Annotated in this window: 8 protein-coding genes and 1 tRNA gene; 4 read left to right on the top strand and 5 right to left on the bottom strand. The window is 62.7% G+C overall.

Features of this window, described 5'->3' with window-relative positions; genetic code table 11:
- The first annotated feature begins 175 nt into the window (after nt 1-175).
- Nucleotides 176-2,314 carry a putative bifunctional diguanylate cyclase/phosphodiesterase gene (locus tag VGD45_RS05580; protein ID WP_331154281.1) on the top strand — a complete coding sequence of 713 codons (2,139 nt, stop codon included), beginning with the start codon at nt 176-178 and terminating at the stop codon, nt 2,312-2,314.
- A 1-nt stretch (nt 2,315) separates the two neighbouring features.
- On the opposite strand, the gene rlmB is transcribed toward VGD45_RS05580, so the two are convergent.
- Nucleotides 2,316-3,056: a 23S rRNA (guanosine(2251)-2'-O)-methyltransferase RlmB gene (gene rlmB / locus VGD45_RS05575; RefSeq protein ID WP_331154280.1), complete on the bottom strand. Its 741-nt coding sequence runs from the start codon at nt 3,054-3,056 to the stop codon at nt 2,316-2,318.
- Entirely contained in the window at nt 3,053-5,200 is a 2,148-nt protein-coding gene (gene rnr, locus VGD45_RS05570; protein ID WP_414717557.1) for a ribonuclease R, read from the bottom strand. Before rnr ends, rlmB begins: the two co-directional genes overlap by 4 nt.
- A gap of 244 nt (nt 5,201-5,444) precedes the next feature.
- Between rnr and VGD45_RS05565 the strand changes: the two genes are divergently transcribed.
- From VGD45_RS05565 to VGD45_RS05555, 3 genes are all read left to right on the top strand, one after another.
- A tRNA-Leu gene (locus tag VGD45_RS05565) sits at nt 5,445-5,529 on the top strand.
- A gap of 192 nt (nt 5,530-5,721) precedes the next feature.
- Entirely contained in the window at nt 5,722-7,614 is a 1,893-nt protein-coding gene (gene treZ, locus VGD45_RS05560; RefSeq protein ID WP_331154278.1) for a malto-oligosyltrehalose trehalohydrolase, read from the top strand.
- Entirely contained in the window at nt 7,611-9,644 is a 2,034-nt protein-coding gene (locus tag VGD45_RS05555; RefSeq protein WP_331154277.1) for an amylo-alpha-1,6-glucosidase, read from the top strand. The genes treZ and VGD45_RS05555 overlap by 4 nt, the downstream gene beginning before the upstream one ends.
- Here VGD45_RS05555 and VGD45_RS05550 read toward each other — a convergent pair.
- The 3 genes from VGD45_RS05550 to VGD45_RS05540 all read right to left on the bottom strand — a co-directional run bounded on the left by VGD45_RS05550 (nt 9,630) and on the right by VGD45_RS05540 (nt 14,629).
- Nucleotides 9,630-11,513: an ABC transporter ATP-binding protein gene (locus tag VGD45_RS05550; protein ID WP_331154276.1), complete on the bottom strand. Its 1,884-nt coding sequence runs from the start codon at nt 11,511-11,513 to the stop codon at nt 9,630-9,632. The two genes, VGD45_RS05555 and VGD45_RS05550, sit on opposite strands and share 15 nt — an antisense overlap.
- Nucleotides 11,514-11,680: 167 nt before the next feature.
- Nucleotides 11,681-13,114 (bottom strand): BON domain-containing protein, encoded by a 1,434-nt coding sequence (locus VGD45_RS05545; protein WP_331154275.1) that lies wholly within the window; start codon nt 13,112-13,114, stop codon nt 11,681-11,683.
- A gap of 216 nt (nt 13,115-13,330) precedes the next feature.
- Complete coding sequence (locus tag VGD45_RS05540; protein WP_331154274.1) at nt 13,331-14,629, bottom strand: adenylosuccinate synthase; 1,299 nt, start codon at nt 14,627-14,629, stop codon at nt 13,331-13,333.
- Between the last annotated feature and the right edge of the window lie 23 nt (nt 14,630-14,652).

The raw sequence follows: 14,652 nt of genomic DNA, 5'->3' as shown, positions 1-14,652 counted from the left end.
ATGGCGGTCCTGCACAGCAGGCCAACCCGCCAGCTTCGGTTAAATAGTAAGGGTTTTCCCTGATGCAGGCTGCCGGCAAGGCGCTGAATCGATGCTGGACTGCGTCAAGACGAAACGGCAGCGGCCGTTACAGGCAGCGGCAGCGGTATCCCTGCCGAGGCAGGAAACTTCAACAGTGGACGGCTCCTACAACGCCTGGCTGGTAACGCTATCGTTCGTGGTCGCGGTGTGCGTCTCATACACGGCGCTGAACCTGGCATCGAGGGTGGCCACCGCCCAGCGCAAACACAAACGCATGTGGCTCGCGGGCGGCGCCTTGGCCATGGGCGTGGGCATCTGGTCGATGCACTTCATTGGCATGCTCGCGTTCTCGCTGCCGATCCCACTCGCATACAACGTACTCATCACCCTCGCCTCCCTGGCGGTCGCGATTCTGGTATCGGGCTTCGCCCTGAACATCGCCAGTCGCAACGAAGGCGGGCTGGGCCGCCTCGCGGGCAGCGCCGTGATCATGGGTCTCGGCATCGCAGGGATGCACTACTCGGGCATGGGCGCGATCCGCATCGTGCCGTTCATTACTTATGAGCCCACGCTGCTGATCGCATCGATCGTCATCGCCATCGTCGCGTCGTTCGCCGCGTTGTGGCTGTTCTTCCGATTGCGTGGCGGCGCCTCGTGGCGCATCCGTCTGCAACGAACGGCAGCCGCGGTCGTCATGGGCGCGGCGATTTGCGGCATGCACTACACCGGCATGTTCGCGTCGCAATTCGCTCCCAATTCTTATTGTGTGGGCGCGACCGCCACCAGCAACGGCTGGCTCGCCGTGCTCATCGGCGGTTTCGCGTTGGGCGTGCTGCTGATCACCATGATCCTGCTGATGTACGACGCGCATCTGGAATCCCGCTCGCGGCAGCACGCCGTGGCGCTGGAAGATGCGAACGCCCGTCTCCAGCATCTGGCGACTCACGATGCGCTCACGGAGTTGCCCAACCGCTTGTTGCTCGATGACCGGTTGTCACAAGCGATTTCTTACGCCGAGCGGCGCGAAGGCCGGGTCGCCGTGCTGGTGATCGACCTGGATCGCTTCAAGTTGATCAACGACTCACTCGGTCACCACGGTGGCGACGAGCTGTTGAAAGAAGTCGCGAACCGCTTGCGTGGCACGTTGCGCAAGAGCGATACATTGGCGCGCACCGGCGGCGACGAGTTCGTACTGATCGCAGACGAAGTTGCGGGTCAGGGCGACGTTGAGCAACTGGCGCAGCGCGTCCTCGCCTGTTTCGCTGAGCCCTTCCATATTCTGACCGTGGACATCCACACCGCGCCGAGCATCGGCATCAGCATATATCCGAGCGACGGCAGCCGCGTCGCCGAGTTGATGGTGAACGCCGACGCGGCGATGTATCACTCCAAAAAGATCGGCGGCAACACCTATACGTTCTTCACGCCGTCGATGAATGCGTTTGCGCAGCAGCGACTGAAGATGGAGAACGGATTGCGCCGCGCGCTGGTGAACGGCGAGCTGGAGCTGCACTACCAGCCGAAAGTGGACATCACCACCGGCCGCATCAGCAGCACCGAAGCACTGATCCGCTGGCGACATCCGGAGCGCGGCCTGGTGCCGCCGGGCGATTTCATTCCGCTCGCCGAAGAAACCGGGCTCATCCTGCAGATCGGCGAATGGGTGCTGCGCGAAGCCTGCCGGCAGGCGCGGCAGTGGCAGGTCAATGGCATGGCGCCGGTGCGCGTGGCCATCAACATGTCAGCGCAGCAGTTCAGGCAAAAGAATCTGGTGAGCATCGTGCAATCGGCGCTGGAAAACGCCGACCTCGAGCCGACGTTTCTGGAGATCGAGCTGACCGAGAGCGCGGTCATGCACAATGCCGCCACCTCGACCTCGATTCTGGAACAGCTCAGCCGGCTCGGCGTGCACATTTCCATCGACGATTTCGGCACCGGCTATTCCAGCCTGAATTACCTGCGCCGCTTCCCGCTCGACAAGCTCAAGATCGATCGCAGCTTCATCAAGGACGTGGTCGCCAACCCCGAGGACGCCGCCATCGTGCACGCCATCATCTCGCTGGCGCACAGCCTGCGACTGAAGGTGATCGCCGAAGGCGTGGAGACCGAGCAGCAGTTGCAGTTCCTGCGCTCGCTCGGCTGCGATCAGTACCAGGGGTTTTTCTGCAGCCCGGCCATGGTGCCTGAGGACTTCGCCGAGCTGATGCGCGATAAAAACGTCGGTAAGTTCGATCCGTTGTCGACCATGAGCCGGCTGTATGTGCCGACTCACGCTCGCAAGCTGGCGTCTTGATTTATTGACGTTGGCGGACGGCTTCGTAGAGCAGGACGCCGGCGGCTACGGAAACATTCAAGCTCTCCACGACGCCCCGCATGGGAATGCTGACCAGCGCGTCGCAGTTCTCTCGCGTGAGGCGCCTCAAGCCAGTCCCTTCTGCGCCGAGCACGAGCGCCAGAGGGCCCGTGAGCTTGCTCGAATAAAGCGAATGCTCGGCCTCATCGTCGGTGCCGATGACCCAGACCTCGCGCTCCTTCAACCAGCGCAACGTACGCGCCAGGTTGGTCACTTGAATCAGCGGCACGGTTTCCGCCGCGCCCGATGCGACTTTTCGCACCGTGGCCGATAAGCCTGCCGCGCGGTCCTTCGGCACGATCACGGCGGTGACCCCGGCCGCGTCCGCGGTTCTCAGACACGCGCCAAGATTGTGAGGATCCTGCACGCCATCCAATACCAGCAAGAGCGGAGGCGTGGTGGCTGAATCGAGCAAGTCATCCAGCGCGCCCTCGCCCAAGACGCCAACGCTACGAATCTGCAGGCAAGCGCCTTGATGGCGCTCGTCGCCGGCCAGCCGGTCCAGCTCGCGGCTGTCGCGCAACTCGAACTTGATGGATTTGGCTTGAGCCAGTTGCATCAGCTCGTTGATGCGCGCGTCCTCCCTGCCCTTCTGCAGGATCAGCAACGCGGCGCGTTCGGGCCGTTGCCGCAGCAGTGTGCGCACGGCATGCAGCCCGAATATGACTGTCGTTTCGCTCATCGTCTTCCTCGATGCTGGTTGCGTCGACGCTGCCACGGTCCGCGCACCATGCGTTGACCGCCGCCCGCCTCGGCCAGCTCGAAGTCGATTTTACGTTCATCGATGACCACGTTGATCAAACGCACGCGTAAATGATCGCCGAGGCGGAAGATCCGCCCGCTGCGAGCGCCCACCATGCGATAGCCCGTCTTATCGCGCGAGAAATAATCGGCGCCGAGCGCACTGACATGCACCAGCCCGTCGATCTGCATTCCCTTGATCTGCACGAACAGGCCGAAGTCGACCACGCCAGTGACCAGCGTGTCGAATTCTTCGCCGATCTTGTCGCGCATGAATTCGCACTTGAGCCAGGACATGGCGTCGCGTGTTGCTTCATCGGCGCGCCGCTCAGTATGCGAGCACGACTGCCCCAGCGTGGACATGATGCCCGGGGTCCAGGGGAAGGTCTCGGCGTTGCCGCCTCGCAGGATGTGCCGGATGCCACGATGGACCAGCAAGTCCGGGTAACGCCGGATCGGCGAAGTAAAGTGCGCGTACTCGGACAAGGCCAGACCGAAGTGGCCGATGTTCTCGGGTTGATACACCGCTTGGGGCATGGAGCGGATCACGACGGTCTGGATCAGATGCGCCTCTTCGTGGCCGACAGACCGTTGCAGCACTTCGCTCAGATCCTGCGGCACCAACTCGCGGTCCCTGGGCAGATGAATATTGAAACCTTGCAGGAACTGGCGCAGCTGCTCCAGGCGATCTTCCTCGGGCTGGCCATGCACGCGATACAGTGTCGGGATGCGATGTTTCTTCAGGAAACGCGCGGCCTGCACGTTCGCGGCGATCATGCACTCTTCGATCAAGCGGTGAGCGTCGTTGCGCGTGGACTCCACGAAGGCCGCAATGCGCCCTTGCGCGTCGAACTTGACCTTCAGCTCCGGCGCATCGAAGTCGAGCGCACCTCGCTTCAGACGCTGCCTGTGCAACGCCTTGAACACGCCGTACAGGTTTTGCAGCTGTGAGCCCAGTGCGGTCACTTCAGGCTCATGGACCGCGGCTGGGTTGGTCAGGTACGCAGCCACTTTCGTGTACGTCAGTCGTGCGGCCGAGCGCATCAACCCTTCGAAGAACTGCGCGCGCGTGACTTTGCCTTCGGCGTTGACGCGCATCTCGCAGACCATGCACAGCCGATCGACGTGCGGATTGAGCGAGCACAAACCGTTGGAAAGTGCTTCCGGCAACATCGGCAGCACACGGTTGGGAAAATAAACCGACGTGCCACGCAGCTGGGCTTCGCGATCCAACGCTCTATTCGGTTCGACGTAGCTGGCTACGTCGGCAATGGCGACCAGCAAACGCCAGCTGCCACCGCGCAACGGTTCGCAATAGACGGCATCGTCGAAATCGCGAGCGTCCTCACCGTCGATGGTGACGAGCGGCAACTCGCGCAGATCTTCTCGTCCGCGCTTGGCCGCGGCTGGAACCGAGCTGCCGAACGCTTCGGCCTCGGCCACCACCTCGGGAGGAAATTCGAACGGCAGACCGTGCGAATGAATCGCAATGTCGGTCTCCATGCCGGGCGCGGCGTGTTCGCCGAGCACACGTGAGATATGTCCCAGCGGCTGCGCCGTCTTCGACGGCTGCTCCACCAGTTTGACCAGCACGACCTGCCCGGCGCGCGCGGCATTCAGATGCTGCCGGGGCACGAGCACACGATGGCCGATGCGCGGATTGTCGGGAACGACAAACCAGATGCCTGATTCATCGTAGAGCCGGCCCACAATCTCCTTGGTGTTGCGCTCCAGGACTTCGACGATCACGCCTTCGGGCCGGCCGCGATGATCGACGCCGCTGATGCGCACGGCGAGCCGGTCGCCGTGCATGGTTTCGAGCATTTGTCGTGGCGCGAGGTAGATCGGCGCCGAACGATCTTCGGGCATCAGGAATCCATGCCCATCCTTGTGCGCGCTGACGGTGCCGACGGTGAGCGACAGGCGCTCGCGCAAACAGTATTCATCGCGCCGGTTGCGAATGATGGCGCCGGACTGCAGCAGCTCTTCGAGCTCCTTGGTCAGTCGTTTGCGGGCCGAGGCGCCGTTGCGCTGGGCGCGCGAGGCCAACTCGTCGAAATCCAGCGGCCGGCCGGCGGTCTGCAAGACCTGGGGTATCGCCGGCTGGTTACGGGTCGCCCGGGGTCGGGTGGAGGCCCCGGTCCGGGCCGGGCGAGTCGAGGTTTTTTTGGGTTTTCGGGTTTTTTTTCTTAGCTTCATTAGGGTTGATCGGGAATTGAATAAGGATTGAGAAAATTCGTCTTGGATAGGGCCGCTTGTCATTGACAGCCCTAAAGGTCATCGGTACATTGCGCGCCTCTTGCGGGGGCAGCCCCGCGTTCCCTTCCTTGCCCAGGTGGCGGAACTGGTAGACGCGCTGGTTTCAGGTACCAGTGGAGCGATCCGTGGAGGTTCGAGTCCTCTCCTGGGCACCATCTTCCCAAGAACGATAACTAGAACAAAAACTCGATAAGTCAGAGCGGGCTCCAAGGCCGCCATACTAACTTATCGCCGCCGCAAACCCCACCCGGGCGAGCTGCATTCGACGGAACCCCGGGCGCGGCCCGGCGCTTGACTGCATGTGCTTTCCGCACTGCTGTCATTCACCCCCGCGATCCAAGGTTCGCATGTCGCTCTCACCGCATCCTGAGCTGCTAGGTGCAGCCATCCTGGACGGCGTGGCGCGCTTCCGTGTGTGGGCGCCGGCCGCTCGCCGCGTCGATGTGGTGTTCGAAGGCGGCGATTACAAGCCGCTGGCCCTGTCGCGCGACGCGAGTGGTTATTTTTCCGGTAGTACGGCCACCTCTGCCCGGCACTACAAGTACCGCGTCGACGACACCGGTCCCTGGCCCGACCCTTGTTCGCGCTTTCAGCCGCAAGGCGTGCACGGCCCGTCCATGCTCGTCGAGCCCGACGCCTTTCGCTGGACCGATGCGCGATGGCGCGGCGTCGAGATCGAGCGGCAGGTCATTTACGAATTACACATCGGCGCGTTCACGCCCGAAGGAACGTTCGACGCCGCGGCCGACAAGCTCGATCACCTGCGTGACGTGGGCGTCACCGTGCTGGAACTCATGCCCGTGGCGGAATGCCCCGGGCGCTGGAACTGGGGCTATGACGGTGTGCAGATTTACGCGCCCTATCACCAGTACGGCGATCACGAGGCGCTGAAACGATTCGTCGATCGCGCGCACGCGCTCGGCCTCGCCGTGATTCTCGATGTGGTCTACAACCACGTCGGACCCGACGGCAATTATCTGCATTGCTTCAGCCCGCATTATTTCAGCGAGCGCTATCGCACCGACTGGGGCGAGCCGTTCAACTTCGACGGCGAGCAGAACGCCGGCGCCCGCGAGTTCATCATCGGCAATGCGTGTTACTGGATTCGTGAGTTTCATCTCGACGGCTTCCGGCTGGACGCCACGCAGTCCATCTTCGACGCCAGTAAAACTCACATCCTCGCGGAGCTCACGCAACGAGCGCGCATGGTCGCGCAGCCACGGCGCATCATCTTCGTCGCCGAGAACGAGCCTCAGTGCAGCGAGCATTTACTGCCGGTGAATGCGGGCGGCTTCGGCATGGACGCCATGTGGAACGACGATTTTCATCACAGCGCGCGCGTGGCGTTGACCGGCAGCCGCGATGGATATTTTCACGACTACACCGGGCGCGCGCAGGAGTTCGTCTCCTGTGTCCGCCGCGGCTTCTTATATCAAGGCCAGTGGTACGACTGGCAGAAAAAAAGTCGCGGCTCGCCGTTCCGGGAGCGCGGCGGTTCGGCTTGTATCATTTTCCTGCAGAACCACGATCAAGTCGGCAACACTGCCACGGGCGTTCGCGTACACGTCAATTGTTCGCCGTCACGATATCGAGCGCTGCTGGGGCTGACGCTGCTCGCCCCGCAGACTCCCATGCTGTTCATGGGGCAGGAGTTCGGCGCTTCGACGCCCTTCACTTTTTTTGCCGACCATACTGAAAAACTTTCGCGTCAAGTGCATGCCGGCCGACGCGAGTTCGTCGGTCAGTTTCATGCCTACGCGGATGCGAGACTGCAGGCGTTGATTCCGGATCCCAGCGCCGAGCAGACCTTTTTAGACTCCAAGCTCGACTGGTCGGAGCGCGAGCGTAACCGCGCTATGCTGGATTTACATCGCGACCTCCTGCGGCTGCGCGCCAGCGATCCAGTCATTTCGCGCCAGGACATCACCGCCATCGACGGCGCGACGTTGAGCGAACACAGCTTCGTGCTGCGCTGGTTCGACGCCGACCACGGCGATCGACTGCTGATCGTCAATCTGGAGGCGGAGTTACAGGCCGCTTCCATCGCCGAGCCGCTGCTCGCCCCGCCAGTGGGTAGTGGCTGGCAAGTCTTGTGGCACAGCGAAGCGCCCGAGCATGGCGGACTAGGATCGTTCGAGCCGGTCGCCGAACACGGACACGGCGCCTGGCGCATTCAAGCTCAATGCGCGGTGTTGCTGGTGGCCGCGCCACGCATTGCCATTCCCGAGGTACCCGCATGATTCGCGATCGACAGATCGTTCTGAGCTGGGACCGCAACAGCGATCCCGCATTCCTGCGCAGCCGAGAATGGCTGCTCACCAACGGACTGGGCGGCTACGCCTCCGGCACCCTGGCCGGCATTCCGGCGCGGAAATATCACGGCCTGTTCGTTCCCAACCTGGCCTCGCCCAAAGGCCGGCACATTCTGATTTCACGGTGCGACGAATCTCTCACCATCAACGGGCGCGACATGCACCTGGGCGGCGCCGAGTACGAGTCGGAGCGCTTCGAGGGCGAGTTGCATTTGTTCCTCCGGGAATTTCGACTCGATCATCGGATCGCGGTCTGGACCTTCGAGCACGAGGGCGTGGTGTTCGAGAAGTCCGTCGCAATGGTTCACAACCAGAACACGGTGTGCGTGCAATACCGTCTGCTGGAAGGCGACGCGCTCGATCTGCAAGTGCGGCCCTATGTTTCTTTTCGCCGCCACGACGAGTCGCCGCACGGCGAGCCCGGCATCTTTACCCTGGAAGTGCGCCGGGGGCGGCACGAGATCTGTCACACCGAATCCGACATGGTGCTGCGCTTTCTGTTGCGGCCGGGCCCCACTGCGTTCGTCACCGAGGAGCGCGAAGAAAGTAATTTCATGTATCGCATCGAACGGGACCGCGGCGATCCGGAATTCGAAAGCGCCTTCAGCCCGGGCTACCTGCTGGCGCGCATCCGGCCTGAGCAGCCAGCTGTGTTCATCGCCTCCTCGCACCCTTGGGAGCAGCTCGACTTCGATGCCAATGCGGTATTCGACTGCGAACGGCAGCGCCTCACCAATCTGCTGAGCCTCGCACCTGCCGTGCAGGACGATCCCGTCGCCGAGCAACTGGCGATGGCGGCCGATCAATTCATCGTGCTGCCCGGCAGCCGCCTGGAAGAAAGCGTGCTCGCCCAGGCGAGCGGCGGCGAGCTACGCAGCGTCTACGCGGGCTATCACTGGTTCGGCGATTGGGGTCGCGACACCATGATCAGTCTCGAAGGACTCACGCTGGCCACGGGGCGCTATCGCGAAGCTGGCGCCATCCTGAACACCTTCTCGCATTACGTGAAGGATGGCTTGCTGCCGAATCTGTTTCCGGAAGGCGAGCGCCAGGCCCTGTATCACACGGTGGATGCAACGCTCTGGTATTTCCACGCGATCTCGCGCTACGTCGAAACGACAGCGGATCGCGCACTGGTGAGAAATCTGTTTCCAGTGCTCCAGTCCATCATCCAGCATCATCTCGACGGCACGCACTTCAACATTCACGTCGATCCCAAGGACGGCCTGATCTCCGCCGCCGCCGACGGATATCAATTGACGTGGATGGATGCGAAGGTCGACGGCTGGGTGGTCACGCCTCGACGTGGCAAGCCGGTGGAAATTCAGGCGCTATGGCACAACGCGCTACAGTTGATGGCGCAGTGGGCCGCCGAACTGCGCAAGCCGCACGAGCAGTATCAAACGCTCGCCGCTCAGGTGCGGGATTCGTTCAATCAACGCTACTGGAACGAATCGGGCGGCTGCCTCTACGACGTCATCGACGGCCCCGAAGGCAATGACGACGCGATCCGTCCCAACCAGATATTCGCACTGTCGCTGCAACACCCGGTGCTATATCAGCGCCATTGGAAACAAGTCGTGGACGTGGTGCGAGACAAGCTGGTGACGGCGTATGGACTGCGCACGCTGAGCTCGGATCATGCCGATTACAAAAGTCACTATCGCGGCAATCTGCGAGCGCGCGACGCGGCCTATCACCAGGGCACGGTATGGCCGTGGCTGATCGGTCACTACATCGACGCTTACCTGCGCGTGTATCCGGATCCAGCCGGCGCACGGGCGCTGCTCGAAGCATTTCCGGGCCATCTCTACGACGCGGGGATCGGCAGCATCAGCGAGATCTTCGACGCCGAGGAGCCGTACGCGCCGGGCGGCTGCGTGGCTCAGGCGTGGAGCGTCGCAGAAGTGTTGCGGGCCTGGTTGAAGACCAAGCCCGGCGGTTCAAGCAGCCGCTGACGCGTCGGCGGATTGCGAGCGATCTTCCTGACGATACATCGCCAGCAACTGGCGAAAGTCAGGCGAAGTCGCGGCCAGCAAAGGCGCGGGACCTTGCGCGACCACGCGTCCGTCGTGCATCACGATGACTTCATCGAAGCGCTCCAGCAGATGCAGTCGGTGAATGGACGAAACGATGCACGAATTCGGCAAGGCCGCGAACAGATTGTCGTAGACGCGCGCCTCGGTGCGGGAATCCAGGCTCGCGGTCGGTTCGTCGAACAACACCAGATTACTGTCGGCCGCGGCCAGCACGCCTCTGGCGAGCGCGATACGAGCACGCTGACCGCCCGACCAGTTGGCGCCGCGCTCGACCACCGCTGTGTTCAAGCCGTCGGCATCCGCCGCTACGAAATCGGTCACGCACGCGATGCTCATTGCATCGGAATATTGCGTCTCGGTAGGCGCACCCGCATGAGTCGCGCACAAGGCGAGATTCTCGGCCATCGTGCCTTCGATGACCTCGGCATCCTGCGGCACGAGTGTGGCGTTCGCCCGGAACACCTGCGCAGCAGCTGACGGCGTGACCACGGCGGGTCCATTGCGACGATCGATAGCGATCCGATCCGCCTCATACAAACCGGCGAGCACCCGGAGCAGCGTGCTCTTGCCCGAGCCGCTACCACCGATCAGCGCGTAGCGACGGCCCTGCTGCAACGATAGCGAGACGCCATTCAGCGTGGGTCGCTCGCTGCGCGCGCCTGGATGGCTGAACACCAGATCGCGCACCACGTAGTACTCGGAGTCGACGGAACTGGGCTGCAGCAACTCGGGGCTCATCGGCTCCGGCGTCTTCACCTCGGCGTCGCGAATGGTGTCGGCGCTCGCGAAGTCGGCGTGCTGACGAGCGAACGTTTGGAAATGCGAAGCGAACGCCGAAATCACGCCGCCCGCCTGCGACGCATATTCCCAAACCATGTACAGGCTGCCGAGCATGATGGTGCTCTGGCCGACGCCCGCGCCGGTCTGACGAACGGCGAGCCATGCAAACAAAGCGACCAGGCTGCAGCTCAGCGCCTTGCTGCACACGTCGACGGTGCACCACTTCGCTTCGTTCAACACGATCGAACGGCGCAACGGAGCGAATACCGCTTCCAGCCTTCGCTGCAGCAACTCGGTGATGGCGCGCGTCTGACGAAGGGCGAAGACGCTGGTGATATTTCCCAGCGCATCGAGCAGAGCCGCGTTGTAACGACGCTCGGCATCGTTCTCACGGTGCGCGAGACGGATCATCGCGCGATCGAATGTGACGACCGACAAGCAAATGACCACGAAGCCGACGATGGCGCTCATGCCGACGACCGGCTGCAGCAGCCACAGCGCGACGATCGGACCGACCAGTCGAACCGCGCTGCTCAAATAAATGAACTGGCTCTGGGCGAACGAAGACAGCGCCGAGCTGCTTTGTTGTAGCCGATGCGCGCTGACGCCGGAGTGGTTGGCTTCATGCCACGACAACGGCAACTTCAGCAGGCGCTCGAACAGGCCACCGGACATCCGCCTGCGAATCTCCAGGGCGACGTTGCGTTCGAGCAAGCGACCCGGACCATGAAACACCCAGCTCACGGCGGTCGCGGCTACGACCAGCAGCAGCCACAGGCCCGCCGAGCCAATGCCGGATGAGCCCTGCGCCTGCAGGGTGTTGATGGCGCGGCCCGCGAAGTAAGGCACGCTCAACAGCACGCATTGAGCTGTCAGCAATAAGGCGACAGCGCCCAGAAAGTGACGGCGGTGGCCGTGCGATTGCGCCCAAAGATGCTTGTAGAGATAGAAAACGCCGCCGCGGTTCGCTGCTGCGGCGGGCGCGCCCGCCGAGGACGGATCACTCATGCTTGGTTACATAACCCTCAATGCCTGGGCGGCATTTTGGAGCGCTGCAAAGTACCAATACGTGACCCGGTCGACGCTTCGGGGCTAAGACTTTTGCTGAGTTTCAAGCTGTCGGGGCGTCGTCACGCCCCGACAGTCCGGTCCCTGAAGTCCCTGACCCCCACCGCTCAGTGCTGAACGTTGGACTCCTTGCCTTTGTCTCCTCGACCGGTCGTGGTGCTCGTGCCGGTCCCGCTCGAGCTTTGCGTGCCGGTCTGAGTACCGGTTTGCGTGCGCTGCTGTTCCTGTACGCGGATGCTGTTCTGGACTTCCTTTGCGCCGGAAGTGCGCTCGGCCAGCATCTCCGCGCGCCGCTTGTCTTCGCGCGAGGTGACGGTGCCACTCAATGTCACTTCGCCGTCCTTCACCGCGACGTCGATATTGCTGGCGTCCAGTTCGTCGTCATCGGTGAGGCAATCGCACACCTCTTCGCGAATCCGATCGTCGGAACGTTTGTAGCCGCGCGGACCGCGACCACGGAATTGGCCGTACTCCTGCTCCTGGCCTTGTGAACCGTACTGGCTTTGCGAACCATACTGGCTGCGGCCTTGGCCACTGCGACCGTAGTCCTCGCCGTGATAGCCGCTCGCGCTACCGCTGTACTCGCCATAGGCGCGACCACCGCTCGGACGACCGGAGCTGTAAGCGCTTTGTCCGAAGCCGCCCTGTCCGTAGCCGCCTTGTCCCGCGCGATAGTCGCTCTGGCCGTAGCCCCGACCGTAACCTTGGCGCGCGAGATCGTAGCCGCGGTAGCTGTAATCGCCGCCGCCTTGTCCATATTGACCTTGGCCGTACTGACTCTGGCCATACTGACTTTGGCGGTATTGACCTTGGCCGTACTGACCTTGTCCGTACTGACCTTGGCCGTAGCGCCCTTGATCGCGCCAATCGCTCTGGCTGTACTGAGTGCCCGCCTGGCCCCAGCGTCCCTGTCCGCCTTGATAGCTGCCGCCGCCTTGATAATCGCCACTACCTTGATAGCCCCAGCTGCGGCCGCCTTGAGATCCGCCGCCGTAGCCCTGCCCGCCTTGATAGCTGCCGCCGCTGCCGCCGTAACCACCATAGTTACCGGTGCCGCTGCTGCTGAAGCCGCCGTAGTTGCGTTCGCGGTCGTACTGACCGTGCACGTCGCGATTGCGCCATTGCTCGTCTTCGCGACCTTCCCAGCCGCCGCCTTCGTTGCCCCAGTGACGCTGACCTTCACGGCCTGAATATTCACGGCCGCGGCCATAACCGCTTTCGCTGAAGCGTCCGCCCTGGCGGCTGCCTTGACCGTAGTCGCCGTAATATTGGTCGTAATCTCCTTGACCGTAGCCGCGATTGAATTCACGGCCGTAGCGCGGCCCCAGGTCTTCTTGATCGCGCGAACCGTAACCGCCACGGCCGCGCCCCCCGCCTTCACTGCCGTAATAATCCCGCTCCATCGATTCACGAGAGCGGCGCGAATCTTCTTCATCATGATCGCGTTGTGAGAACTGTCGCTCACGCTCGTCGCGAGAGCCCGAGCGTCCACGCTCCTGGGCCTCGCGACCCCAGTCACTTCGGTAATTGCTGTAAGCCATTTCTTTATCTCCTAAGCATCGAAAACTGTTCACGCGTCAGCACGCGCGCTGCTTAAGAGGCGATGGCAATCGAGGGGAATGCAGCGAAATGCGCGCTGGCGTGCGAACTCAATTCGCGATGATGTGCGGAGTTCCGCAGGCAAAATACGTTCGCCTGCGTGCGCCGGTTCGCTTACATGGGATGGGCGCTGACTGACGTCAGCGCCCGCGAGACACTCAATCGAAGGGATGTTTCATCACGATGGTTTCGAGCCGGTCCGGGCCGGTCGAAATGATCGCGATCGGCGCACCGGCCAGCACTTCGAGCCGGCGCAGATATGACTGCGCATTTTTAGGCAGCTCGTCGAAGGTCTTCACGCCGGCTGTGCTTTCCTTCCAGCCTGGGTGCTCTTCGTAAATCGGCGCGCAGATCGACAGGGCTTCGGCGCCGACTGGCAGCAGATCGCGGCGCTCGCCACGGACTTTGTAACCCACGGCGACGCGCACAGTATCGAGACCGTCGAGCACGTCGAGCTTGGTGATGCACAAGCCGGAGATGCCGTTGATCTCGACGGCGCGACGCAGGCTCGCCGCATCGAACCAGCCGCAGCGACGCGGGCGACCGGTCACCGAACCGTATTCGTTGCCCTTCACACGCAAGTGCTCGCCGACTTCGTCGTCGAGCTCGGTCGGAAACGGACCGCTGCCGACGCGTGTCGCATAAGCCTTCGCCACGCCGAGCACGTAATGCAGCTGTTGCGGGCCGACGCCTACACCGGCGCATGCCTGACCGGCGATGCAATTGCTGGAGGTCACGAACGGGTACGTGCCGTGATCGATGTCGAGCAACGCAGCCTGCGCGCCTTCGAACAGCAGCCGTTTGCCGGCGCGAATCAGCGCGTTCACTTCGCCGGACACGTCGGCAACCATGGGCTGCAAGCGCTCGCCCAGCGCCAGCGCTTCGTCCAGCGTCTGCTGGAAATCGATGACCGGCGCCTTGAAGTAATTGCGCAACACGAAGTTGTGATAATCGAGCACTTCACCGAGCTTGGCGGCAAAGCGCTCGCGTGCGAACAGGTCCTGCACGCGGATCGCGCGACGCGCCACCTTGTCCTCATACGCCGGACCGATGCCGCGGCCAGTCGTGCCGATCTTCGCGGCGCCAGCAGCTTCCTCGCGCGCCTTATCGAGCGCAATGTGATGCGGCAGGATCAACGGACACGCTTCGGAAATGCGCAGGCGTTTCGGCACGTCGATGCCCGCCTGCTGCAGCTCGGCCATTTCGTCGAACAACGCCTTCGGCGACAGCACCACGCCGTTGCCGATGAAGCAAGTCACGCCGTCGTGCAGGATGCCGGACGGAATCAGACGCAGGATGGTCTTGCGACCGTTGATCACCAAGGTATGGCCGGCGTTATGACCGCCTTGGAAACGCACCACACCGGCGACGCGATTGGTGAGCAGATCGACGATCTTGCCCTTGCCCTCATCGCCCCACTGGGCGCCGATGACGACAACATTGCGATGGCTACTCATTACGAACTCGGCTTGAAAAGAAA

This window comes from Steroidobacter sp. (assembly GCF_036402275.1).
Taxonomy (GTDB): domain Bacteria; phylum Pseudomonadota; class Gammaproteobacteria; order Steroidobacterales; family Steroidobacteraceae; genus Steroidobacter.
Note: the sequence above shows the minus strand (reverse complement) of the source record. Positions and strands in the feature narration are given on the sequence as shown.

What these genes read in the sequence shown, in the direction of transcription:
- rlmB (WP_331154280.1), bottom strand. Translation starts at nt 3,056, where the DNA reads ATGAGCGAAACGACAGTCATATTCGGGCTGCATGCCGTGCGCACACTG.
- treZ (WP_331154278.1), top strand. Translation starts at nt 5,722, where the DNA reads ATGTCGCTCTCACCGCATCCTGAGCTGCTAGGTGCAGCCATCCTGGAC.
- VGD45_RS05555 (WP_331154277.1), top strand. Translation starts at nt 7,611, where the DNA reads ATGATTCGCGATCGACAGATCGTTCTGAGCTGGGACCGCAACAGCGAT.
- VGD45_RS05550 (WP_331154276.1), bottom strand. Translation starts at nt 11,513, where the DNA reads ATGAGTGATCCGTCCTCGGCGGGCGCGCCCGCCGCAGCAGCGAACCGC.
- VGD45_RS05545 (WP_331154275.1), bottom strand. Translation starts at nt 13,114, where the DNA reads ATGGCTTACAGCAATTACCGAAGTGACTGGGGTCGCGAGGCCCAGGAG.
- VGD45_RS05540 (WP_331154274.1), bottom strand. Translation starts at nt 14,629, where the DNA reads ATGAGTAGCCATCGCAATGTTGTCGTCATCGGCGCCCAGTGGGGCGAT.